The organism is Ancylobacter sp. IITR112 (assembly GCF_041415945.1).
Taxonomy (GTDB): domain Bacteria; phylum Pseudomonadota; class Alphaproteobacteria; order Rhizobiales; family Xanthobacteraceae; genus Ancylobacter.
In genome coordinates this window covers 1,245,221-1,267,506 of the sequence record NZ_JBGCUS010000001.1, presented here as the reverse complement: position 1 = coordinate 1,267,506, position 22,286 = coordinate 1,245,221, and the positions used below count along the sequence as shown (strand labels likewise).

The window sequence follows — 22,286 nt, the reverse complement described above, 5'->3', positions numbered from 1 at the left end:
GCGTTTGGGGCCCTGCCCCACAGCCGGAAGGGGATGCTTACTGACGGAACGGGAAGTTGAAGGCCTTCAGAAGCGCGCGCGCCTCTTCGTCCGTCTTCGCCGTCGTGCAGACGATGATGTCCATGCCCCACATCTGATCAACCTTGTCGTAGTTGATCTCGGGGAACACGATATGCTCCTTGATGCCCAGGGCATAGTTGCCGCGGCCGTCGAAGCTCTTCGGGTTCAGGCCACGGAAGTCGCGGACGCGCGGCAGGGCGATGTTCACCAGGCGGTCGACGAACTCGAACATGCGGGTCTTGCGAAGGGTAACCTTCGCGCCGACCGGCTGGTTCTCGCGCAGCTTGAAGTTCGAGATCGCCTTGCGGGCGCGGGTGACAACCGGCTTCTGGCCGGCGATCAGCGCGAGGTCCGCGGCGGCGGTCTGCACCTTCTTGGTGTCGGCAGTGGCTTCGCCCACGCCCATGTTGATGACGATCTTCTCGATCGTCGGCACTTCCATGGGGTTCTTGTAGCCGAACTGTTCGATCATCTTCTTGCGGACGACATCCTCATAGAGGGACTTCATCCGCGGGCTGTAGCTGGTCTCAGCCATCGATCTTCTCCCCCGAGCGCTTGGCGACGCGCACCTTGGTGCCGTCCGCCTGCACAAGGAAACCGACGCGGGTCGGCTTGCCATCCTTCGGATCGGCGATCGCGATGTTCGACAGGTCGAGCGGGGCCTCCTTGGAGATGATCCCGCCTTCCTGGTTCGCGCTCTGCCGCTGGTGACGCTTCACGAGGTTGACGCCGCGCACACGCGCGGTGCCTTCCTTCGGCAGCACCTCGAAAACCTCGCCCGTGCGACCCTTGTCGCGGCCGGTGAGAACGACGACCTTGTCGCCCTTCTTGATCTTAGCGGCCATCACAGCACCTCCGGCGCCAGCGAGATGATCTTCATGTGGTTCTTCGCGCGGAGCTCGCGCGGAACCGGCCCGAAGATACGGGTGCCGACCGGCTCCTTGTTGTTGTTGATCAGCACGGCCGCATTGCGGTCGAAGCGGATCACCGAACCGTCCACGCGACGGATGTCCTTGGCGGTGCGAACGACAACCGCCTTCATCACGTCGCCCTTCTTCACGCGGCCGCGCGGAATAGCTTCCTTCACCGACACCACAATGATGTCACCGACATGGGCATACTTGCGCTTCGAACCGCCAAGCACCTTGATGCACATGACGCGACGCGCACCGGAATTGTCCGCCACGTCGAGATTGGTCTGCATCTGGATCATGACGCACCTATTTCTCGCAAAAACCGCGCGCAGCCGTCACCGGCGCGCGCCCCTCAATCCCGTTTCCGGGCGCTCAGACTTCAGCCCGCTTCTCGCCCTGGACCACGATCCAGTTCTTGAGCTTGGACAAGGGGCGGTGCTCCTCGATCCAGACGGTGTCGCCTTCCTTCCAAGCGTTCGCCTCGTCATGGGCGTGGTACTTCTTGGAACGGCGGACGGTCTTCTTCAGCAGCGGATGGGTGAAACGGCGCTCGACCCGGACCACGACGGTCTTGTCCTGCTTGTCGCTCACCACGACGCCCTGCAGCAAACGCTTCGGCATCGCCCTCTCCTCACTTAGCCTTGGCCGCGGACGCGGCCTTCTGCGCCTGGATGGTCTTGACCCGCGCGATGTCGCGACGGATCTGACGCACCCGCGCCGTGTTTTCGAGCTGGCCGGTGGCCTTCTGGAAGCGCAGGTTGAACTGCTCCTTCTTCAGGCCCAGAAGCTGGTCCTGCAGCTCGTCGGCGGTCTTCGTCCGAATGTCGGAAGCCTTCGTCATCTGTCCCTCCGTCACTCAGCGATGCGCTCGACGAAACGCGTCTTGATCGGCAGCTTCGCAGCCGCCAGCCGAAGCGCTTCACGGGCGACATCCTGGCTCACGCCATCGATCTCGAACATGATGCGGCCGGGCTTGATCTTGGCAGCCCAGAAATCGGGCGCGCCCTTACCCTTACCCATGCGGACTTCGGTCGGCTTCGAAGACACCGGCACGTCCGGGAAGATGCGAATCCACACCCGGCCCGCACGCTTCATGTGACGGGTGAGCGCGCGACGCGCGGCTTCGATCTGACGCGCGGTGACGCGCTCCGGCTCCATGGCCTTCAGCCCGAACTGGCCGAAATTGAGGTCAGTCCCGCCCTTCGCAACGCCGTGAATACGGCCTTTGAACTGCTTGCGGAACTTCGTGCGCTTTGGTTGCAGCATGTCGCGCCTCTTATTCCTTTATCAATCTGCTCACGCCGCGTCGCGACGCGACGGGCGACCACCCGAGGAATCACCTTCCGCCTGGCGCTTGTCCTGCGCCATCGGATCGTGTTCCAGGATCTCGCCCTTGAAGATCCAGACCTTGACACCGCAGGTGCCGTAGGTCGTGAAGGCGGTGGCCGTACCGTAATCCACGTCCGCGCGCAAGGTGTGAAGCGGCACGCGCCCTTCACGATACCATTCGAGACGCGCGATTTCCGCGCCGCCGAGGCGGCCGGAGCAGTTGATACGAATGCCTTCCGCGCCCAGACGCATCGCCGACTGGACCGCGCGCTTCATGGCGCGACGGAACGCCACACGGCGCTCAAGCTGCTGCGCGATCGATTCGGCAACCAAGCGCGCGTCGATTTCCGGCTTCCGAATCTCGACGATGTTGATGAAGACTTCCGAGTTGGTCATCTCGGAGACCTTCTTGCGCAGCTTGTCGATGTCCGCGCCCTTCTTGCCGATCACCACACCCGGACGAGCCGAGTGGATGGTGACGCGGCACTTCTTGTGCGGACGCTCGATCACGATCTTGGAGACCGCGGCCTGCTTGAGCATCTTCTGCAGCGCTTCACGGATCTTGATGTCCTCGTGAAGCAGCTGGCCATACTCGCCCTTGCCCGCGAACCAGCGCGAGTCCCAGGTGCGGTTGATGCCGAGCCGCAGCCCGACCGGGTTGACCTTCTGACCCATCAGGCCTTCTCCTCGACTTCACGCACCACGATGGTGATATGCGAGAACGGCTTCTCGATCCGGCTCGCACGACCACGGGCGCGGGCCGCGAAGCGCTTCATGACCAGGCCCTTGCCGACATGCGCCTCGGCGACGATGAGATCGTCGACATCGAGCTCATGATTGTTCTCGGCATTGGCGATGGCCGATTCCAGGCACTTCTTCACGTCGCCGGCGATCCGCTTGCGCGAGAACTGAAGGTCGGCCAGAGCGGTCGCGACCTTCTTGCCCCGGATGAGACCGGCGACGAGGTTGAGCTTCTGGGGGCTGACGCGAAGGTTACGCGCAACCGCCTTGGCTTCCGTATCCGCGAGCGTGCGCGGACGAGCTGCCTTTCCCATGACCCTGCCTCTACTTCCGCTTGGCTTTCTTGTCCGCCGCATGCCCGTAATAGGTACGGGTAGGGGCGAACTCGCCGAACTTGTGGCCAACCATGTCCTCGGAAACCGAAACCGGGACGTGCTTGTTGCCGTTATAGACGCCGAACGTAATCCCCACGAACTGCGGGAGGATAGTGGAACGGCGGCTCCAGATCTTGATAACGTCGTGACGACCCGACGCGCGCGCGGCATCCGCCTTCTTGAGCAGGTAGCCGTCGACGAACGGACCTTTCCAGACCGATCGAGACATAGTTCAGTTTCCCTCGCTCACTTCTTGCGGGCGTGCCGGCTGGACACGATGAACTTGGTGGTCGACTTGTTCTTCCGGGTCTTCTTGCCCTTGGTGGGGAAACCCCAGGGCGTGACCGGATGACGGCCACCCGAGGTGCGGCCTTCGCCGCCGCCATGCGGGTGATCGACCGGGTTCATGGTGACACCGCGGTTGTGCGGACGACGGCCGAGCCAGCGCTTGCGGCCAGCCTTGCCGAGATTGGTGTTCATGTGGTCCGGGTTCGACACGGCGCCGACCGTCCCCATGCACTCCCCATGGACCAGACGCTGCTCGCCCGAGTTCAGGCGAACGATGACATAGCCCTGGTCGCGGCCGACGATCTGCGCGTAGGAGCCGGCGGACCGGGCGATCTGGCCGCCCTTGCCGATCTTCAGCTCGATATTGTGCACGATCGTGCCGACCGGCAGATTGCCGAGCGGAGCCGCGTTGCCCGGCTTCACGTCGACGCTCTTGGCCGCGATCACCTGATCGCCGACCGCGAGGCGCTGCGGCGCCAGGATGTAGTTCAGCTCACCGTCCTCATACTTGATGAGGGCGATGAAGGCCGTGCGGTTGGGATCGTACTCGATCCGCTCCACCGTCGCCGCCATGTCGCGCTTGGTGCGCTTGAAGTCGACGAGGCGATAGGCCTGCTTGTGCCCGCCGCCACGGAAGCGCACGGTCACCCGGCCGGTGTTGTTGCGGCCGCCCGCCTCCGACTTGCCCTCGGTCAGCGTCTTGACCGGCTTGCCCTTGTACAGGGCCGAGCGGTCGACGATGACAAGCTGGCGGAGGCTCGGCGTTACCGGCTTGAAGGTTTTGAGCGCCATGTCTCTGGTCCCTTAATTCCGGCTCACAGACCCGTCGTGATGTCGATGGAGTGCCCCTCGGCGAGGGTCACGACCGCCTTCTTCACGTCGCTCTGCACGCCCTTGCGGCCCTTGAAGAACTTCGTCTTCCCCTTGCGGACCAGCGTGTTGACGCTCTCGACCTTGACATCGAAGAGCTTCTCGACCGCTTCCTTGATCTGCGGCTTGGTAGCCGTCAGAGCAACCTTGAAAACGACCTTGTTGTGCTCGGACGCCATCGTGGCCTTCTCGGTGATCACCGGGGACACGATCACGTCGTAGTGGCGCGGATCGAGACTCATTTGAAGCGCGCCTCCAGAGCGTCGACAGCCGCCTTCGTCAGAACCAGGGTCTGACGGCGCAGGATGTCATAGACGTTGATGCCCTGGACGGGCAGCACGTCGAGATGGGTGACATTGCGCGAGGCGAGGCCAAAATTGGCATCCACCTCGGCACCGGACACGACCAGAGCGTTCGACAGGCCGAGCCCCGCCAGCCGCTCCTTGAGCAGCTTGGTCTTGGGCTCGGACAGCACGGCGTCATCGAGGACGACGATCTGCTGCTCCTTGGCCTTGGTCGACAGCGCGTGCCGCAGGGCCAGCGCCCGCACCTTCTTCGGCAGGTCGCTCGCATGGCTGCGCGAGACCGGACCGAACGCCTTGGCGCCGCCGCGGAACTGCGGAGCGGAAGCCGCGCCGTGGCGAGCGCCGCCGGTGCCCTTCTGCTTGTACATCTTCCGCTTGGTGCGGTTGACATCGGCGCGCGACAGGGTCTGGTGCGTACCAGCCTGGCGACGCGACAACTGCCACACCACGCAGCGGTGCAGAATGTCCTGGCGCGGCTCGAGACCGAAGATCTCGTCCGACAGCGTCACGGAGCCGGCTTCGGCCCCTTCGAGAGTCTTGACGGCGAGTTCCATCACACGTTCTCCTCGGCCGCAGCCTCGGTCGCGGGCGCAACGTCAGCCGCCGGCTCGTCACTGGACGCTTCCGCGCCCGGGAGACGGAACTTGCCAGGCTTCGGCGCCGTCTCCGGCAGCTTCTTCTTCACGGCGTCGGCGACCAGGATCCAGCCACCCTTGTTGCCGGGGACCGCACCCTCGACCGCGATCAGGCCGCGCTCGACATCGGTGAGCACCACCTTGAGGTTCTGTGTGGTCACGGTCTCATGGCCCATATGGCCCGGCATCTTCTTGTTCTTGAAGGTCTTGCCGGGGTCCTGACGACCGCCGGTCGAACCGATCGAACGATGCGAAACCGACACGCCGTGGGTGGCGCGCAGACCACCGAAATTGTGGCGCTTCATACCACCGGCAAAGCCCTTGCCGATGGAGGTGCCCGTCACGTCGACGAACTGGCCGACCACGAAATGGTCGACGGTCAGCTCGGCACCGACCGGAATGAGGTCGGTCTCCTCGACGCGGAATTCCGCCATCTTGCGCTTCGGCTCAACCTTCGCCACGGCGAAGTGGCCGCGCATGGCGCGGGTGGTGTTCTGCGGCTTCGCCTGGCCGACGCCGAGCTGGACGGCCGTGTAGCCGTTCTTCTCGAGCGTACGGTGGGCAACCACCTGGCAATTATCGACTTTCAGCACAGTGACCGGAACATGTTCACCTGCATCGTTAAAGATGCGGGTCATGCCGACCTTCTGGGCGATGACGCCTGACCGCATGGCCGTGTCCCTTCGCCTTCTCTCAGAGCTTGATCTCGACGTCGACACCCGCGGCGAGGTCGAGCTTCATCAGCGCGTCCACCGTCTGGGGGGTCGGGTCGACTATGTCCAGCAGACGCTTATGCGTCCGCATCTCGAACTGCTCACGGGACTTCTTGTCCACGTGGGGAGAACGATTGACCGTGAACTTCTCGATCCGCGTCGGAAGCGGAATAGGCCCGCGAACCTGGGCGCCCGTGCGCTTGGCCGTCGAAACGATTTCGCGCGTCGAGGCATCCAGGATGCGGTGATCGAACGCCTTGAGGCGGATCCGAATATTTTGGCCGTTCATTGACTTCAGGCTCCCAGAGGGCTCGTCAGTCGGGCTCAGTAACGAGCTCCACGAAAAAGGGGCGCAGGCGTTCCCGCGCCCCTCGGGATTGTCGATGTCACTCGATGATGGAGGCGACGACGCCGGCGCCTACGGTGCGGCCGCCTTCGCGGATGGCGAAGCGCAGCTTCTCTTCCATCGCGATCGGGACGATCAGCGCCACGTCAACCGTGATGTTGTCGCCCGGCATCACCATTTCCGTGCCTTCCGGCAGGGTCACGATGCCCGTCACGTCCGTCGTCCGGAAATAGAACTGCGGACGGTAATTGGTGAAGAACGGCGTGTGACGGCCACCCTCTTCCTTCGTCAGGATGTAGGCTTCCGCCTTGAACTTCGTGTGCGGCTTCACCGAACCCGGCTTGCACACCACCTGGCCGCGCTCCACGTCCTCGCGCTTCGTGCCGCGAACAAGGATGCCGACATTGTCGCCGGCCTGGCCCTGGTCGAGCAGCTTGCGGAACATTTCCACGCCGGTCACCGTCGTCTTCACCGTCGGGCGGATGCCGACGATCTCGACTTCCTCGCCGACCTTGATCACGCCGCGCTCGACGCGGCCGGTCACCACCGTGCCGCGGCCCGAGATCGAGAACACGTCTTCGATCGGCATCAGGAACGGCAGGTCGACCGGACGCTCCGGCTGCGGAATGTAGCTGTCAACCGCTTCCATCAGCTTCAGGATGGCGTCGCGGCCGAGCTTCGGATCGCCGTTCTCAAGCGCCACCAGCGCCGAGCCACGGATGATCGGAATGTCGTCGCCGGGGAAGTCGTACTTCGACAGCAGCTCGCGCACCTCGAGCTCAACCAGCTCAAGCAGTTCCTCGTCGTCGACCATGTCGCACTTGTTGAGGAACACCACCAGAGCCGGAACGCCGACCTGGCGCGCCAGAAGGATGTGCTCGCGGGTCTGCGGCATCGGGCCGTCCGCCGCCGACACGACCAGGATCGCGCCGTCCATCTGCGCAGCGCCAGTGATCATGTTCTTCACATAGTCGGCGTGGCCGGGGCAGTCGACATGCGCGTAGTGACGGTTCGTCGTCTCGTACTCGACGTGAGCGGTCGAGATCGTGATGCCGCGCGCCTTCTCTTCCGGCGCCTTGTCGATCTGGTCGTACGCCGTGAACGTCGCGCCGCCCGTCTCCGCAAGAACCTTCGTGATCGCTGCCGTCAGAGACGTCTTGCCATGGTCAACATGGCCAATCGTCCCGATGTTGCAGTGAGGCTTCGAACGGTTGAACTTCTCTTTGGCCACGGGGCTCTCCGTCGGTCTTATCTATGTGGATACGAAATCGCTTCAGAAACGCAGGCCGACGCTCACGCGTACTTGGCCTGCACCTCCTGAGCGACGTTCGACGGCACCTGCTCGTAGTGGTCGAACTGCATGGTGAAGGTAGCGCGGCCCTGCGAGAAGGACCGGAGCGTGTTGACGTAGCCGAACATGTTGGCGAGCGGCACCATCGCGTTCACGACGTTCGCATTGCCACGCATGTCCTGGCCCTGGATCTGGCCACGACGGGAGTTGAGATCGCCAATGACCGAGCCGGTATAGTCTTCCGGAGTCACGACCTCGACCTTCATGATCGGCTCAAGCAGCACCGCGCCGCCCTTCTGCAGGGCTTCACGGAACGCGGCACGCGAGGCGATTTCGAAGGCGAGCGCCGACGAGTCGACTTCGTGATAGGCGCCGTCGATCAGGTCCACCTTGACGTCGACAACCGGGAAGCCGGCCAGCACGCCCGAACCGAGCACGCTTTCCAGGCCCTTGGTCACGCCGGGGATGTACTCCTTCGGCACCGCGCCGCCGATGATCTTGCTCTCGAAGGCGAAACCCTTGCCGACTTCATTCGGCTCGACCACGAACTTCACCCGGGCGAACTGACCGGTACCGCCGGTCTGCTTCTTGTGGGTGTAGTCCACTTCGGTCTTGCGGGTGATCGTCTCGCGATAGGCGACCTGCGGCGCGCCGATATTGGCGTCGACCTTGTAGGTACGCTTCAGAATGTCGACCTTGATGTCGAGGTGCAGTTCGCCCATGCCCTTGAGGATGGTCTGGCCGCTCTCGAAGTCGGTCGACACGCGGAACGACGGATCCTCCGCCGCCAGCTTCGCCAGGGCGAGGCCGAGCTTTTCCTGGTCGGCCTTGGACTTCGGCTCGATCGCGATCTCGATGACCGGCTCGGGGAATTCCATCTTCTCGAGGATGACGGGCTTCGCCGGGTCGCATAGCGTGTCGCCGGTGCGGACTTCCTTGAGGCCGGCGAGAGCGACGATGTCGCCCGCATAGGCTTCCTTGATGTCCTCACGGTTGTTCGCATGCATGAGCAGCATGCGACCGACGCGCTCCTTCTTGTCGCGGGTCGAGTTCAGAAGGCCCATGCCGGCCTCGAGCTTGCCCGAATAGACGCGGCAGAAGGTGATCGTGCCGACGAAGGGGTCGTCCATGATCTTGAACGCGAGCACCGACAGCGGATCGGCGTCCGACGGCTTGCGATCGGTCTCTTCTTCGGTGTTGAAGTCGATACCCTTGATCGCGCCGCGGTCGATCGGCGACGGCAGGAAGTCCACCACAGCGTCGAGCAGGGGCTGCACGCCCTTGTTCTTGAACGCCGAGCCGCAGAACACCGGGTTGAACACGCGGCCGATGACGGCCTTGCGGATCAGACCCTTGAGCGTCGCCTCGTCCGGCTCAACGCCGTCGAGATAGGCCGACAGCACGTCGTCGTCGAGTTCGACAGCCGCTTCGAGCAGCTTGCCGCGATACTCAACCGCCTGGTCGAGCAGCTCGGCCGGGATCTCTTCGTCGTGATACTTAGCGCCGAGCTCTTCATTGTCCCACACGACCGCCTTCATGCGGACCAGGTCAATGATGCCCTTGAAGTTGTTCTCCGAACCGATCGGAAGCTGGCAGCACACCGGCTTGCCGTCGACGCGGTCGACGATCATCTCGACGCAACGGAAGAAGTCGGCGCCGGTCTTGTCCATCTTGTTGACGAACACGATGCGCGGAACATTGTACTTGTCGGCCTGGCGCCACACGGTCTCGGTCTGGGGCTCGACGCCCTGATTGCCGTCGAGCACGCACACCGCACCGTCGAGCACGCGCAGCGAACGCTCGACTTCAATGGTGAAGTCGACGTGGCCGGGCGTGTCGATGATGTTCAGGCGCTTGCCCTGCCAGAAAGCGGTCGTCGCGGCCGACGTGATGGTGATGCCGCGCTCCTGCTCCTGGGTCATCCAGTCCATCGTGGCAGCGCCATCGTGGACTTCGCCGATCTTGTGGCTCTTGCCGGTATAATAGAGGATCCGTTCCGTGGTCGTGGTCTTGCCGGCATCAATGTGGGCCATGATGCCGAAGTTGCGGTAGTCTTCGATAGCGTGCGTGCGCGACATATCAGATCCTCGTACCGGCTCTCGTCATCACCAGCGATAGTGAGAGAAGGCCCGGTTGGCCTCCGCCATGCGGTGCGTGTCTTCACGTTTCTTCACGGCCGTGCCGCGATTGTTCGAGGCGTCGAGCAGCTCGCCCGACAGGCGCTCAACCATCGTCTTCTCGTTGCGGGCGCGGGCGGCAGTGATCAGCCAGCGGATCGCAAGAGCCTGGCGACGCTCGGGGCGCACCTCGACCGGCACCTGATAGGTGGCGCCGCCGACACGGCGGGAGCGCACCTCGATGGCCGGGCTCACATTGTCGAGCGCCTGGGTGAACACACCGAGCGGCTCGGACTTGGCGCGGTTCTCGACGAGGTCGAGCGCACCGTAGACGATCGCCTCGGCGACCGACTTCTTGCCGTCATACATGACGGCGTTCATGAAGCGGCTCAGCACCTCGGACCCGAACTTCGGATCGGGGGTGACCTCACGGCACTCTGCACGATGACGACGGGACATCGCTCAAATCCTCACTTCGGCCGCTTGGCGCCGTACTTCGACCGGCGCTGCTTGCGGTTCTTGACGCCCTGCGTATCGAGCACGCCGCGCAGGATGTGATAGCGCACGCCGGGAAGATCCTTGACGCGGCCGCCGCGGATCATCACCACGGAGTGTTCCTGCAGGTTGTGCCCCTCGCCGGGGATGTAACCGATGACTTCATAGCCATTGGTCAAACGAACCTTCGCGACCTTACGAAGCGCCGAATTCGGCTTCTTCGGGGTCGTCGTATAGACGCGGGTGCAAACGCCGCGCTTCTGCGGGCTCGCCTGCAGCGCCGGAACCTTGTTCCGGGCCTTCTGGGCTTCCCGCGGCTTGCGGATCAGCTGGTTGATCGTCGGCACGTGTCTCGCCTTCGTCTCGCTGCGCTGGAACAGGAATGTCCCGCGCTAACCCAATTTCCGCGGCCACAACCGCATTCTTCTCTCGACGGATCGGAACCTTCAGCACATACCGGACAGTCTGCGAACGAAAGAAGCGCCGCCGGCCAGGAACTGGCCGAGGGCGCTGAACGTTCAGAGGATCACGCGACACCCCATTGGGGCGCCAATTGCGCGATCATGCGCCGGATTTGGTCGTGCATGCGTTCCGGCAGCGTCTTGATGTTCTGTGTCCAGACAGGGTGTCCGAACGCGGCAACATCAACCGCCTGCCGTGAAAGTACGCGCCTTCTACGCGGCGACTCGCCGTTCGTCAACCCTTAACCGCGAGTTTGGCGGCTCACAGCCCCGTGCGAGGCGTTGGCGGCGTTAGATTTCGTCCATGACACCCCGGGCGCAACATTATGCGCCGCCTTTCGCCCTCCCCCGGGCTCGCAGCAGAATCGCCGGGCCTCCGGCGCGGGAAAGCGACGGGCCAGGCGGGCGGGCCGCCGCCATGATTCCCACCCGGCCGATTCCCCAACGGAAAAGGGCCGCTCGTCGCCGAGCGGCCCTCCCCCTACTTTGCAGCATCGACCGCGCCGGTCACTCAGCGGCGGCGGGGCCTTCCAGACGCGGGGCGTTCGACGCCGCGCCGTCCTGTTCGTTCTGCGCCGCGATCAGATCGTCGCGGGTGGTCGCGGTCACGCGCAGCTTCGCCATCTGGGCGCCGGTACCCGCCGGGATGAGGCGGCCGACGATGACGTTCTCCTTCAGGCCCGCGAGGTCGTCGGACTTGCCGTTGACCGCCGCCTCGGTGAGCACGCGGGTCGTCTCCTGGAAGGAGGCGGCCGAGATGAAGGAGCGCGTCTGCAGGCTCGCCTTGGTGATGCCGAGCAGGACCGGATGACCGGAGGCAGGCTTCTTGCCCTCGGCGATCAGCCGCTCATTGATCTCGTTCAGCTCCGACGCGTCGATCTGCTCATTGGTGAGCAGGTCGCTTTCGCCAGCGTCGTCGATCTCGACCTTCTGCAGCATCTGGCGGACGATCACCTCGATGTGCTTGTCGTTGATCAGCACGCCCTGCAGCCGGTAGACCTCCTGGATCTCGTTGACGAGATAGGCGGCGAGTTCCTCGACGCCCTTGATCGCCAGGATGTCGTGCGGCGCCGGGTTGCCGTCGACGATGAAGTCGCCCTTCTCGACGAGGTCGCCATCCTGCAGGTGGATGTGCTTGCCCTTCGGGATCAGGTACTCGGCCGGATCGTCATTCGAGTCCTGCGGCTCGATGCTGACGCGGCGCTTGTTCTTGTAGTCCTTGCCAAAGCGGATCGTGCCGGAGATTTCGGCGATGATCGCCGCATCCTTCGGACGACGCGCCTCGAACAGCTCCGCCACGCGCGGCAGACCGCCCGTGATGTCGCGGGTCTTGGCCGATTCCATCGGCACGCGGGCGAGCACGTCGCCGGCCTTGATGGTCGAGCCGGGATCGGCGGAGAGGATCGCGTCCACCGGCAGCGTGTAGCGGGCATCGCCGCCGCGCTGCAGCTTCAGCACCTTGCCATCCGCCCCCTTGACCACCAGGGCGGGCCGGAGTTCCGAACCGCGGCCGGTGCGCCAGTCGGTGACGACGCGCTTGGCGATACCGGTCGATTCGTCGACCGTCTCGCTGAGCGAGGCGCCTTCGACCAGGTCCTCATAGCCGACGATACCCTCGACCTCGGTCAGGATCGGGCGGGTATAGGGGTCCCACTCGGCGATGCGCTGGCCGCGCTTGATCGCGTCACCCTCATCCACCTTCAGCTTGGCGCCGAACTGGATGCGGTGCGAGGCGCGCTCCGTGCCGTCGTGATCGACGATCAGGACGGACAGGTTGCGGCTCATCGCGATCAGCTCGCCATCCGAGTTCCGCACCACATTGCGGTTGCGGATCTTCACCGTGCCTTCGAACGAGGCCTCGATGAAGGACTGCTCGGAGAGCTGCGCCGCGCCGCCGATGTGGAAGGTGCGCATGGTGAGCTGGGTGCCCGGCTCGCCGATCGACTGCGCCGCGATGACGCCGACCGCCTCGCCCATGTTCACCGGCGTGCCGCGGGCCAGATCGCGACCGTAGCAGGTGCCGCAGACGCCGTTCTTGGCCTCGCAGGTCAGCACGGAGCGGATCTTGATCTCCTGCACGCCAGCCTTGGAAATGCGCTCGACATCCGCCTCGTCCATCATGTGGCCGGCCGGCACGATGATATTGCCGGTCGCGCCCTCGATCACGTCCTCCGCCGCAGTGCGGCCGAGCACGCGCGAGCCGAGCGTGGCGACGATGTTGCCCGCGTCGATGATGGCGCGCATGGCGATGCCATTGGTGGTGCCGCAGTCGCGCAGGGTGATGATGCTGTCTTGCGCCACGTCGACCAGGCGACGGGTCAGATAACCCGAATTGGCGGTCTTCAGCGCCGTGTCGGCCAGGCCCTTACGGGCACCGTGCGTCGAGTTGAAGTACTCGAGCACGGACAGGCCTTCCTTGAAGTTCGAGATGATCGGCGTCTCGATGATCTCGCCCGACGGCTTGGCCATCAGGCCGCGCATGGCGGCGAGCTGGCGCATCTGCTCGCGCGAGCCGCGCGCGCCGGAATGCGCCATCATGTAGATCGAGTTGATCTGCTTCTCGCGGCCCGTCGCCGGGTCCTTCTTCACCGCCGAAATCTCGGCCATCATCTCGTCGGCGAGGCGCGCGGAGCACTTGCCCCACGCGTCCACGACCTTGTTGTACTTCTCGCCCTGGGTGATCAGGCCGTCATTGTACTGCTGCTCATATTCCTTGGTGAGCGCACGGGTCTCTTCGACCATGTCCCACTTCTTGGACGGCACCACCATGTCATCCTTGCCGAAGGAGATGCCGGCGCGGAAGGCGTTGGAGAAGCCGAGCGTCATGATGCGGTCGCAGAAGATGACCGTCTCCTTCTGACCGCAATGGCGGTAGACGGTGTCGATCATGTTCGAGATTTCCTTCTTGGTCATCAGCTTGTTGACGACGTCAAAGGGAGTCTTCGCGTTCTTCGGCAGGAGTTCGCCGAGCTTCATGCGGCCGGGGGTGGTCTCGTAGATCTTCGGGGCCGGATTACCGTCCTCGTCGACGCCGATATACCGCCCGCGCACCTTGGTGTGCAGGGTGATGGCCTTGGCCGCCAGCGCATGGTCGATCTCGCCCATATTGGCGAAAGCCATGCCCTCGCCGGGCTCACCTTCGCGCATCATGGTGAGATAATAGAGGCCGAGCACGATGTCCTGCGACGGCACGATGATCGGGGCGCCGTTCGCCGGGTGCAGGATGTTGTTGGTCGACATCATCAGCACGCGCGCTTCAAGCTGCGCCTCGATGGACAGGGGCACATGCACCGCCATCTGGTCGCCGTCGAAGTCAGCGTTGAAGGCCGAGCAGACCAGCGGGTGAAGCTGGATCGCCTTGCCTTCGATCAGCACCGGCTCGAACGCCTGGATGCCCAGGCGGTGCAGGGTCGGCGCGCGGTTCAGCATCACGGGATGCTCGCGAATGACCTCGTCGAGGATGTCCCACACCTCGGGACGCTCCTTCTCGACCAGCTTCTTCGCCTGCTTCACGGTCGCGGACAGGCCCTTCGCGTCGAGGCGCGAATAGATGAAGGGCTTGAACAGCTCCAGCGCCATCTTCTTCGGCAGGCCGCACTGATGCAGCTTGAGCTCCGGACCGACCACGATCACCGAACGGCCGGAATAGTCGACGCGCTTGCCGAGCAGGTTCTGGCGGAACCGGCCCTGCTTGCCCTTCAGCATGTCGGCGAGCGACTTCAGCGGGCGCTTGTTGGCGCCGGTGATGACGCGGCCGCGGCGGCCATTGTCGAACAGCGCATCGACCGCTTCCTGAAGCATGCGCTTCTCGTTGCGGATGATGATGTCCGGCGCCTTCAGCTCGATCAGCCGCTTGAGGCGGTTGTTGCGGTTGATGACGCGGCGGTAGAGGTCGTTGAGGTCGGAGGTCGCGAAGCGACCGCCATCCAGCGGGACCAGCGGGCGCAGGTCCGGCGGGATCACCGGGACATGCGTCAGGATCATCCATTCCGGCTTGTTGCCGGATTCCTGGAAGGCCTCGACGATCTTCAGCCGCTTGGCGAGCTTCTTCGGCTTCAGCTCGGTGGTCGCCTCGGCGATCTCCTTGCGCAGATTGCCGGCGATCTTTTCCAGATCCATGCCGCGCAGAATCTCGCGGATCGCCTCGGCGCCGATCAGCGCGGTGAACGAGTCATCGCCATATTCTTCCTGAGCGCGCAGATAGTCCTCTTCCGAGAGGAGCTGACGCTCCTTCAGCGGCGTGAGGCCCGGCTCGATGACGCAGTAATACTCGAAGTACAGGATGCGCTCGAGGTCCTTCAGCGTCATGTCGAGCAGCAGGCCGATGCGGCTCGGCAGCGACTTCAGGAACCAGATATGCGCGACAGGGGCGGCGAGCTCGATATGACCCATGCGCTCGCGGCGCACGCGCGACAGCGTGACTTCCACGCCGCACTTCTCGCAGATGATGCCCTTGTACTTCATGCGCTTGTACTTGCCGCACAGGCACTCATAGTCCTTGATCGGACCGAAGATGCGCGCGCAGAACAAGCCGTCACGCTCGGGCTTGAACGTGCGGTAGTTGATCGTCTCGGGCTTCTTGATCTCGCCGAAGGACCAAGACAGGATCTTCTCCGGACTCGCGATCGAGATCTTGATCTGATCGAAAGTCGGCGCCGGCGCTGCCGGGTTGAAGAGATTCATGACCTCTTGATTCATCGCCGTCTCCTTCGGCTGGACCCCGCCTCCGCCGCCGCGGCTTGCTGGGGTCACGGAAAAGTCTGGTCTGTCGCGCGATCGAAAAGGCGGACGCGACCTGCGCGCCCGCCCTTGGTATCAGTCGGTCATTCGGCCGCTGGCAGGCTCTCGCCCGGGGTCGGCACCGCCGAGAGCGTCTTGGAGTTCATCAGCTCGACATTGAGGCCGAGCGAACGCATCTCCTTCACGAGAACGTTGAAGCTCTCGGGAATACCCGCCTCGAAGGTGTCGTCGCCGCGCACGATGGCTTCATAGACCTTGGTGCGGCCCGCGACGTCGTCCGACTTCACGGTGAGCATTTCCTGCAGCGTGTAGGCGGCGCCATAGGCTTCGAGCGCCCACACCTCCATTTCGCCGAAGCGCTGACCGCCGAACTGCGCCTTGCCGCCCAGCGGCTGCTGGGTGACGAGCGAATACGGGCCGATCGAACGCGCATGGATCTTGTCGTCGACAAGATGATGCAGCTTCAGCATGTAGATGTAGCCGACCGTCACCTTACGGTCGAACTGCTCGCCGGTGCGGCCGTCGAACAGGGTCGACTGCGCCGACTTGTCGAGGCCCGCCAGTTCCAGCATGTGCTCGATATCCGCCTCGCGGGCGCCGTCGAACACCGGGGTGGCGATCGGCACGCCGCGGCGCAGATTCGAGCCCAGCTCGACCAGACCGTCCTCGTCGAGCGAGGCGATGGTCTCGTCCTTGCCGTAGATCTTGCCGAACGCATCCTTCAGCGGGGCAATATCCTGCGTCTGCCGGTAGCCTTCGATGGCACGGTCGATGACCCTGCCGAGGCCAGCGCAGGCCCAGCCCAGATGCGTCTCAAGAATCTGCCCGACATTCATGCGCGAGGGCACGCCGAGCGGATTGAGCACCATGTCGACCGGGGTACCGTCCTCCAGGAACGGCATGTCCTCGACCGGGACGATGCGCGAGACCACACCCTTATTGCCGTGCCGGCCGGCCATCTTGTCGCCCGGCTGGATCTTGCGCTTCACCGCGATGAAGACCTTGACCATCTTCATCACGCCGGGCGGCAGCTCGTCGCCGCGCTGCAGCTTCTCGACCTTGTCGAGGAAGCGCTGCTCCAGCCGCTTCTTGGACTCGTCGTACTGATTGCGGATCGCCTCCAGCTCGCTCATGAGCTGATCATCCGCGACAGCGAACTGCCACCACTGGCTGCGCGGGAACTCGGTCAGCACCGTGCGGGTGAGCACCGTGTCCTTCTTGAAGCCCTTGGGGCCGGCGATGCCGGTCTTGCCGTCCAGCATCTCGGCCAGGCGGCCGAAGACGTTGCGGTCGAGGATCGCCTGCTCGTCGTCGCGGTCCTTGGCGAGGCGTTCGATTTCCTCGCGCTCGATCGCCTGGGCGCGCTCATCCTTGTCGACGCCATGGCGGTTGAACACCCGCACTTCGACAACCGTACCGGTGACGCCCGGGGGAACGCGCAGCGAGGTGTCGCGCACGTCTGCCGCCTTCTCGCCGAAGATGGCGCGAAGCAGCTTCTCTTCCGGCGTCATCGGGCTCTCGCCCTTCGGCGTGATCTTGCCGCAGAGGATGTCGCCCGCCTGCACTTCGGCGCCGATATAGACGATGCCGGCTTCGTCGAGATTCTTCAGCGCCTCTTCCGACACGTTCGGAATGTCGCGCGTGATTTCCTCCGGACCGAGCTTGGTGTCGCGGGCCATCACCTCGAATTCCTCGATATGGATCGAGGAGAAGATGTCGCCCTTGGAGATGTTCTCCGACAGCAGGATCGAGTCTTCGAAGTTGTAGCCGTTCCACGGCATGAAGGCGACGAGGATGTTCCGGCCGAGGGCGAGATCGCCGAGATCGGTCGAGGGACCGTCAGCGATGATGTCGCCCTTGCGCACGCGGTCGCCCACGCGCACCAGCGGACGCTGGTTGATGCAGGTCGACTGGTTCGAGCGCTGGAACTTCTGCAGCCGGTAGATGTCGACGCCCGACTTCGACGGATCGTTCTCTTCCGTCGCGCGGATGACGATACGGGTCGCGTCCACCTGGTCGACAATGCCGGTGCGGCGGGCACCGATGGCGGCGCCGGAGTCGCGGGCGACCACAGACTCCATGCCCGTGCCGACGAAGGGGGCATCGGCGCGAACGAGCGGCACCGCCTGGCGCTGCATGTTCGAGCCCATCAGCGCGCGGTTGGCGTCGTCGTTCTCAAGGAACGGGATGAGCGCCGCAGCGACCGAGACGAGCTGCTTCGGCGACACGTCCATGAAGTCGACGCGGTCGGGCGTGACCAGCAGAACGTCGCCGGCGTGCCGGCAGACGATCAGATCTTCGGTGAAGCGGCCTTCCGCGTCGAGCGGGATATTCGCCTGCGCGACGTAGTACTTCCCCTCCTCCATGGCGGAGAGATAGACCACCTCGTCCTGCACCTGGCTGTCCTTCACGCGGCGATAGGGCGCCTCGATGAAGCCGTACTTGTTCACGCGGGCGAAGGTGGCCAGCGAGTTGATCAGGCCGATATTCGGGCCTTCCGGCGTCTCAATCGGGCAGATACGGCCATAGTGTGTCGGGTGCACGTCGCGCACCTCGAAGCCGGCGCGCTCGCGCGTCAGACCGCCCGGGCCAAGCGCCGAGAGACGGCGCTTGTGGGTGATTTCCGACAGCGGGTTGGTCTGGTCCATGAACTGCGAGAGCTGCGACGAACCGAAGAACTCGCGCACCGCCGCCGCCACCGGCTTGGCGTTGATCAGGTCCTGCGGCATCACGGTGTCGATGTCGACGGACGACATCCGCTCCTTGATGGCGCGTTCCATGCGCAGCAGGCCGACGCGGTACTGGTTCTCCATCAGCTCGCCGACGGAACGAACGCGGCGGTTACCGAGATGGTCGATATCGTCGATCTCGCCCTTGCCGTCGCGCAGTTCAACCAGCGTCTTGATGACCGCGAGAATGTCCTCGCGGCGCAGCACGCGCACCGTGTCCTCGGCGTCGAGGTCGAGACGCATGTTCATCTTCACGCGACCCACGGCCGAGAGGTCGTAGCGCTCGGCGTCGAAGAACAGCGAATGGAACATCGCCTGCGCGGAATCGAGCGTCGGCGGCTCGCCGGGACGCATCACGCGGTAGATGTCGAACAGCGCGTCCTCGCGGGTCACGTTCTTGTCGACCGCCAGCGTGTTGCGGATATAGGCGCCCACATTGACGTGGTCGATGTCAAGGATCGGCACCTCGTCGTAGCCAAGCTCGACAAGCTGCTTCAGCATCTTCTCGGTGACTTCCTCACCGGCTTCGACATAGATCTCGCCCGAGGTCGGGTTGACGATGTCCTCGGCCACATACTGGCCGACCATCTCCTCGTCGGAGATCTTGAGCGCCTTGAGGCCCTTCTCGGCGAGCTGGCGGGCCTGGCGGACCGTCACCTTCTTGCCGGCCTCGATCACCACTTCGCCGGTGTCGGCGTCGATGAGATCGGCGACCGCCTTGTAGCCCTTCATCCGCTTGGGATCGAAAGGCATGCGCCAGCCATCCTTCGTGCGGGCGAAGGTAATGGTCTCGTAGAAGGTGTTGAGGATCTCTTCGCCGTCGAGGCCGAGGGCGAAGAGCAGGCTCGTCACCGGAATCTTGCGGCGGCGGTCGATACGCGCATAGACGATGTCCTTGGCGTCGAACTCGATGTCGAGCCAGGAGCCGCGATAGGGAATGATGCGCGCGGCAAACAGCAGCTTGCCGGAGGAGTGCGTCTTGCCCTTGTCGTGGTCGAAGAACACGCCGGGCGAACGGTGCATCTGCGAGACGATGACGCGCTCGGTGCCGTTGACGATGAACGTGCCGTTCATGGTCATCAGCGGGATGTCGCCCATATAGACGTCCTGCTCCTTGATGTCCTTGACGGACTTGGAGCCGGTATCGGGATCGACATCAAACACGATCAGACGAAGCGTCACCTTCAGCGGGGCGGCGAAGGTCATGCCACGCTGCCGGCACTCGTCCACGTCGTATTTCGGCGGTTCGAATTCGTAGCGGACGAATTCGAGCATGGCAGCGCCCGAAAAGTCCGAAATCGGGAATACCGACTTGAAAACCGCCTGAATGCCGTCGTCGGCGCGACCGCCCTTCGGCTCAACGATCTGCAGGAACTGGTCGTAGGACGCCTTCTGAACCTCGATGAGGTTCGGCATCTCCGCCACTTCCTGGATCTTGCCGAAAAACTTGCGGACCCGCTTACGACCGGTGAACGTCTGCGCCATGTCGCTCCTCGCTCCGTCCGAGTATCCGTCAGCGCCATCCACGAACCCGGCGGGAGGGCCGGTGGCCTTGCGTGGAGGCTTAAGATCACAAAACAATCTGACAAGGTTGAGGCACCCTTCAGGCGCCGCCTCCGACTGTTCCGCAACCGACGGCTCGCCAGACGACCCGCCGAGGGATCGTCAGGGAAGCCGTCGGGGCTTCCTTCAGGCATGCCTTCGCCGCTGCGAAGGCGAAGGCCGCCGGCGAACCGGCGGCCCCCGAAATGATCAGGAGATCACTTGAGCTCGACCTTGGCGCCGGCCTTCTCGACCTGAGCCTTGATCTTCTCGGCCTCTTCCTTGGTCACGCCTTCCTTGATCGGCTTGGGCGCGCCTTCGACGAGGTCCTTGGCTTCCTTGAGGCCCAGGCCGGTGATGGCGCGGACTTCCTTGATGACCTCGATCTTCTTGTCGCCGGCCGCGGCCAGGACAACGGTGAACTCGGTCTGCTCTTCGACCGGGGCCGCAGCGGCGCCGGCGGGAGCGGCAGCAACCGCCACGGCGGCGGCGGCGGAGACGCCCCACTTCTCTTCGAGGAGCTTCGCGAGCTCGGCGGCCTCGAGAACGGTCAGGGCGGACAGCTCGTCAACGAGCTTCGACAGATCAGCCATTTTACTTAAGTCCTTGGATTTCGGTTCGAACCAGTATTACCGGGAAGCCTCACGCGGCTTCGTTCTCTTTGGCATAGGCCGCAAACACGCGGGCGAGCTTGGCCGCCGGCGCGGTGCTGAGCTGCGCGATCTTGGTCGCCGGGGCCTGGATGAGGCCGACCAGCTTCGCACGCAGTTCATCAAGGGACGGCATGGTGGCCAGAGCCTTCACACCATCCACATTCAGGGCCGTGGTGCCGAACGCTCCACCGAGAATGACGAACTTGTCATTCGCCTTGGCGAAGTCGACGGCAACCTTCGGAGCCGCAACAGGATCGCTCGAATAAGCGATGATCGTCGGACCCTTCAGCAGGGAACCGACATGTGCGACGTCCGAACCTTCGAGAGCGATCTTGGCGAGGCGGTTCTTCGCCACCTTCACGGTCGCACCATTCGCCTTCATCTGCCGACGCAGGGTCTGCAGCTGAGCGACGGTGAGGCCGGAATAGTGGGCCACGACGACGACCGACGTGTTGTTGAACACCTCGGTGAGCGACGTGACGAGCTCTTCTTTTTGTGCTCGATCCACTTCACTTGCTCTCCGGTGGCGAGGAAGGGTGACTTCCCCGCCGGGTTTGCGCCTTGCCACCCCTCCTTGCGGAGCAGCGGCGGTGGTATCCTGTCCCCTGGGACCGGAAATACCGGCCAAGGCGCTGGTTCGAGCCGAAAGCCAGGACCCGGTTGCCCGGAACCCCTTCGTCGGTCGTACCCCGTCTATGCTGGCCCCGGAGTGGGATTAAGCCACCTCAGATGAGGGGCACCGGCAGTCTCGGACAGGACATAAAGCCGGCAAGGCGAACCCTGCCGGCCTCTCCGCCCGATTTTAAGCGGGCGAAAGCTGAAAATTCATCGGCACGCGGCCGACAATGTCGGCAACGAAACCGCCCATATAGTGAGTCGCGTGGGATTTGTCACCCCTGATAGCACCGAGGGCTTGACAAATCCACACCGTCGCAATCACGGGACCGCGACCGGCCCCGTGATGCGCGCAGGAACAATCAGCCCGCAACCAGCACAGAAGCCGGCTCAACCTTCAGGCCGGGGCCCATGGTCGAGGAGACGGCGACGCGCTGCACATAGGTGCCCTTGGCGCCGGTGGGCTTGGCCTTGACCACGGCGTCGGCGAAGGCGCGGATGTTCTCGGCGAGCTTGTCGACCGGGAACGAGGCCTTGCCGATGCCGGCGTGGATGATGCCGGCCTTCTCGACGCGGAACTCGACCGCGCCGCCCTTGGCGGCTTCGACCGCACCCTTCACGTCCATGGTGACGGTGCCAACCTTCGGGTTCGGCATCAGGCCGCGCGGGCCCAGCACCTTGCCGAGACGGCCGACGAGCGGCATCAGGTCCGGAGTGGCGATGCAGCGATCGAACTCGATCGTGCCGCCCTGGATGGTCTCCAGCAGATCCTCGGCACCAACGATGTCGGCACCGGCCGCCTTGGCCTCATCGGCCTTGGCGCCGCGCGCGAACACGGCGACCCGCACGGTGCGGCCCGAGCCGTTCGGCAGGTTGCACACGCCACGGACCATCTGGTCGGCGTGACGGGGATCGACGCCGAGGTTCAGAGCCACTTCGATGGTCTCGTCGAACTTGGCGTTGGCGCGATCCTTCAGGAGCTGAATCGCTTCGTCGAGGCCATACAGCTTGGCGGGATCAATGCCCTCGCGGACGGCGCGAACACGCTTGGAAATCTTGGCCATCAGC

Annotated in this window: 23 protein-coding genes; all 23 read right to left on the bottom strand. The window is 64.1% G+C overall.

The features are described from left to right. Positions 1 to 37 precede the first annotated feature (37 nt). Positions 38 to 595, bottom strand: coding sequence for a 50S ribosomal protein L5 (gene rplE, locus AAC979_RS05715; protein WP_371345866.1), 558 nt, complete (start codon positions 593 to 595; stop codon positions 38 to 40). Further along, complete coding sequence (gene rplX, locus AAC979_RS05710) at positions 588 to 905, bottom strand: 50S ribosomal protein L24 (protein WP_371345865.1); 318 nt, start codon at positions 903 to 905, stop codon at positions 588 to 590. The genes rplE and rplX overlap by 8 nt, the downstream gene beginning before the upstream one ends. Then, on the bottom strand, positions 905 to 1,273 hold the full coding sequence (rplN, locus tag AAC979_RS05705) for a 50S ribosomal protein L14 (protein ID WP_018390610.1): 369 nt from the start codon (positions 1,271 to 1,273) through the stop codon (positions 905 to 907). Before rplN ends, rplX begins: the two co-directional genes overlap by 1 nt. A gap of 73 nt (positions 1,274 to 1,346) precedes the next feature. Next, entirely contained in the window at positions 1,347 to 1,595 is a 249-nt protein-coding gene (rpsQ, locus tag AAC979_RS05700) for a 30S ribosomal protein S17 (RefSeq protein ID WP_244376913.1), read from the bottom strand. Positions 1,596 to 1,605: 10 nt separating this feature from the next. Next, positions 1,606 to 1,815 (bottom strand): 50S ribosomal protein L29, encoded by a 210-nt coding sequence (gene rpmC, locus AAC979_RS05695; protein ID WP_244376914.1) that lies wholly within the window; start codon positions 1,813 to 1,815, stop codon positions 1,606 to 1,608. An 11-nt stretch (positions 1,816 to 1,826) separates the two neighbouring features. Then, positions 1,827 to 2,240: a 50S ribosomal protein L16 gene (gene rplP / locus AAC979_RS05690; RefSeq protein ID WP_371345864.1), complete on the bottom strand. Its 414-nt coding sequence runs from the start codon at positions 2,238 to 2,240 to the stop codon at positions 1,827 to 1,829. A gap of 30 nt (positions 2,241 to 2,270) precedes the next feature. Then, positions 2,271 to 2,978 carry a 30S ribosomal protein S3 gene (rpsC, locus tag AAC979_RS05685; RefSeq protein WP_371345863.1) on the bottom strand — a complete coding sequence of 236 codons (708 nt, stop codon included), beginning with the start codon at positions 2,976 to 2,978 and terminating at the stop codon, positions 2,271 to 2,273. After that, positions 2,978 to 3,358, bottom strand: coding sequence for a 50S ribosomal protein L22 (rplV, locus tag AAC979_RS05680; RefSeq protein WP_018390605.1), 381 nt, complete (start codon positions 3,356 to 3,358; stop codon positions 2,978 to 2,980). The genes rpsC and rplV overlap by 1 nt, the downstream gene beginning before the upstream one ends. A 10-nt stretch (positions 3,359 to 3,368) precedes the next feature. Continuing rightward, the gene (gene rpsS, locus AAC979_RS05675) at positions 3,369 to 3,647 is read right to left on the bottom strand and encodes a 30S ribosomal protein S19 (protein WP_018390604.1); all 279 of its coding nucleotides are present in this window, start codon (positions 3,645 to 3,647) and stop codon (positions 3,369 to 3,371) included. 17 nt (positions 3,648 to 3,664) lie between these two features. Then, positions 3,665 to 4,498, bottom strand: coding sequence for a 50S ribosomal protein L2 (gene rplB / locus AAC979_RS05670; protein ID WP_371345862.1), 834 nt, complete (start codon positions 4,496 to 4,498; stop codon positions 3,665 to 3,667). 23 nt (positions 4,499 to 4,521) lie between these two features. Further along, entirely contained in the window at positions 4,522 to 4,818 is a 297-nt protein-coding gene (locus AAC979_RS05665) for a 50S ribosomal protein L23 (RefSeq protein ID WP_244376918.1), read from the bottom strand. Next, positions 4,815 to 5,435: a 50S ribosomal protein L4 gene (rplD, locus tag AAC979_RS05660; RefSeq protein WP_371345861.1), complete on the bottom strand. Its 621-nt coding sequence runs from the start codon at positions 5,433 to 5,435 to the stop codon at positions 4,815 to 4,817. The genes AAC979_RS05665 and rplD overlap by 4 nt, the downstream gene beginning before the upstream one ends. Further along, the gene (rplC, locus tag AAC979_RS05655) at positions 5,435 to 6,187 is read right to left on the bottom strand and encodes a 50S ribosomal protein L3 (protein ID WP_371345860.1); all 753 of its coding nucleotides are present in this window, start codon (positions 6,185 to 6,187) and stop codon (positions 5,435 to 5,437) included. The genes rplD and rplC overlap by 1 nt, the downstream gene beginning before the upstream one ends. Before the next feature lie 22 nt (positions 6,188 to 6,209). After that, positions 6,210 to 6,518 (bottom strand): 30S ribosomal protein S10, encoded by a 309-nt coding sequence (gene rpsJ, locus AAC979_RS05650; protein ID WP_013166261.1) that lies wholly within the window; start codon positions 6,516 to 6,518, stop codon positions 6,210 to 6,212. Between the two features lie 97 nt (positions 6,519 to 6,615). Next, positions 6,616 to 7,806 carry an elongation factor Tu gene (tuf, locus tag AAC979_RS05645; RefSeq protein ID WP_371345850.1) on the bottom strand — a complete coding sequence of 397 codons (1,191 nt, stop codon included), beginning with the start codon at positions 7,804 to 7,806 and terminating at the stop codon, positions 6,616 to 6,618. Positions 7,807 to 7,868: 62 nt separating this feature from the next. Then, positions 7,869 to 9,944: an elongation factor G gene (fusA, locus tag AAC979_RS05640; RefSeq protein WP_371345859.1), complete on the bottom strand. Its 2,076-nt coding sequence runs from the start codon at positions 9,942 to 9,944 to the stop codon at positions 7,869 to 7,871. A gap of 27 nt (positions 9,945 to 9,971) precedes the next feature. Beyond that, positions 9,972 to 10,442 (bottom strand): 30S ribosomal protein S7, encoded by a 471-nt coding sequence (rpsG, locus tag AAC979_RS05635; RefSeq protein ID WP_371345858.1) that lies wholly within the window; start codon positions 10,440 to 10,442, stop codon positions 9,972 to 9,974. Between the two features lie 11 nt (positions 10,443 to 10,453). Further along, positions 10,454 to 10,825: a 30S ribosomal protein S12 gene (rpsL, locus tag AAC979_RS05630; protein WP_018390597.1), complete on the bottom strand. Its 372-nt coding sequence runs from the start codon at positions 10,823 to 10,825 to the stop codon at positions 10,454 to 10,456. 621 nt (positions 10,826 to 11,446) lie between these two features. After that, on the bottom strand, positions 11,447 to 15,637 hold the full coding sequence (gene rpoC / locus AAC979_RS05625; protein ID WP_371345857.1) for a DNA-directed RNA polymerase subunit beta': 4,191 nt from the start codon (positions 15,635 to 15,637) through the stop codon (positions 11,447 to 11,449). 125 nt (positions 15,638 to 15,762) lie between these two features. Continuing rightward, positions 15,763 to 19,893: a DNA-directed RNA polymerase subunit beta gene (rpoB, locus tag AAC979_RS05620; RefSeq protein ID WP_371345856.1), complete on the bottom strand. Its 4,131-nt coding sequence runs from the start codon at positions 19,891 to 19,893 to the stop codon at positions 15,763 to 15,765. A gap of 275 nt (positions 19,894 to 20,168) precedes the next feature. Beyond that, on the bottom strand, positions 20,169 to 20,543 hold the full coding sequence (rplL, locus tag AAC979_RS05615; protein ID WP_244376926.1) for a 50S ribosomal protein L7/L12: 375 nt from the start codon (positions 20,541 to 20,543) through the stop codon (positions 20,169 to 20,171). A 49-nt stretch (positions 20,544 to 20,592) separates the two neighbouring features. Continuing rightward, positions 20,593 to 21,111, bottom strand: coding sequence for a 50S ribosomal protein L10 (gene rplJ, locus AAC979_RS05610; RefSeq protein ID WP_371345855.1), 519 nt, complete (start codon positions 21,109 to 21,111; stop codon positions 20,593 to 20,595). A gap of 469 nt (positions 21,112 to 21,580) precedes the next feature. Next, entirely contained in the window at positions 21,581 to 22,282 is a 702-nt protein-coding gene (gene rplA / locus AAC979_RS05605; protein WP_371345854.1) for a 50S ribosomal protein L1, read from the bottom strand. Positions 22,283 to 22,286: the final 4 nt, after the last annotated feature.

Bases quoted from the DNA above. Each gene is read 5' to 3' on its own strand.
- rplE (WP_371345866.1), bottom strand. From the start codon at position 595: ATGGCTGAGACCAGCTACAGCCCGCGGATGAAGTCCCTCTATGAGGAT.
- rplX (WP_371345865.1), bottom strand. From the start codon at position 905: ATGGCCGCTAAGATCAAGAAGGGCGACAAGGTCGTCGTTCTCACCGGC.
- rplN (WP_018390610.1), bottom strand. From the start codon at position 1,273: ATGATCCAGATGCAGACCAATCTCGACGTGGCGGACAATTCCGGTGCG.
- rpsQ (WP_244376913.1), bottom strand. From the start codon at position 1,595: ATGCCGAAGCGTTTGCTGCAGGGCGTCGTGGTGAGCGACAAGCAGGAC.
- rpmC (WP_244376914.1), bottom strand. From the start codon at position 1,815: ATGACGAAGGCTTCCGACATTCGGACGAAGACCGCCGACGAGCTGCAG.
- rplP (WP_371345864.1), bottom strand. From the start codon at position 2,240: ATGCTGCAACCAAAGCGCACGAAGTTCCGCAAGCAGTTCAAAGGCCGT.
- rpsC (WP_371345863.1), bottom strand. From the start codon at position 2,978: ATGGGTCAGAAGGTCAACCCGGTCGGGCTGCGGCTCGGCATCAACCGC.
- rplV (WP_018390605.1), bottom strand. From the start codon at position 3,358: ATGGGAAAGGCAGCTCGTCCGCGCACGCTCGCGGATACGGAAGCCAAG.
- rpsS (WP_018390604.1), bottom strand. From the start codon at position 3,647: ATGTCTCGATCGGTCTGGAAAGGTCCGTTCGTCGACGGCTACCTGCTC.
- rplB (WP_371345862.1), bottom strand. From the start codon at position 4,498: ATGGCGCTCAAAACCTTCAAGCCGGTAACGCCGAGCCTCCGCCAGCTT.
- AAC979_RS05665 (WP_244376918.1), bottom strand. From the start codon at position 4,818: ATGAGTCTCGATCCGCGCCACTACGACGTGATCGTGTCCCCGGTGATC.
- rplD (WP_371345861.1), bottom strand. From the start codon at position 5,435: ATGGAACTCGCCGTCAAGACTCTCGAAGGGGCCGAAGCCGGCTCCGTG.
- rplC (WP_371345860.1), bottom strand. From the start codon at position 6,187: ATGCGGTCAGGCGTCATCGCCCAGAAGGTCGGCATGACCCGCATCTTT.
- rpsJ (WP_013166261.1), bottom strand. From the start codon at position 6,518: ATGAACGGCCAAAATATTCGGATCCGCCTCAAGGCGTTCGATCACCGC.
- fusA (WP_371345859.1), bottom strand. From the start codon at position 9,944: ATGTCGCGCACGCACGCTATCGAAGACTACCGCAACTTCGGCATCATG.
- rpsG (WP_371345858.1), bottom strand. From the start codon at position 10,442: ATGTCCCGTCGTCATCGTGCAGAGTGCCGTGAGGTCACCCCCGATCCG.
- rpoC (WP_371345857.1), bottom strand. From the start codon at position 15,637: ATGAATCAAGAGGTCATGAATCTCTTCAACCCGGCAGCGCCGGCGCCG.
- rpoB (WP_371345856.1), bottom strand. From the start codon at position 19,893: ATGGCGCAGACGTTCACCGGTCGTAAGCGGGTCCGCAAGTTTTTCGGC.
- rplL (WP_244376926.1), bottom strand. From the start codon at position 20,543: ATGGCTGATCTGTCGAAGCTCGTTGACGAGCTGTCCGCCCTGACCGTT.
- rplA (WP_371345854.1), bottom strand. From the start codon at position 22,282: ATGGCCAAGATTTCCAAGCGTGTTCGCGCCGTCCGCGAGGGCATTGAT.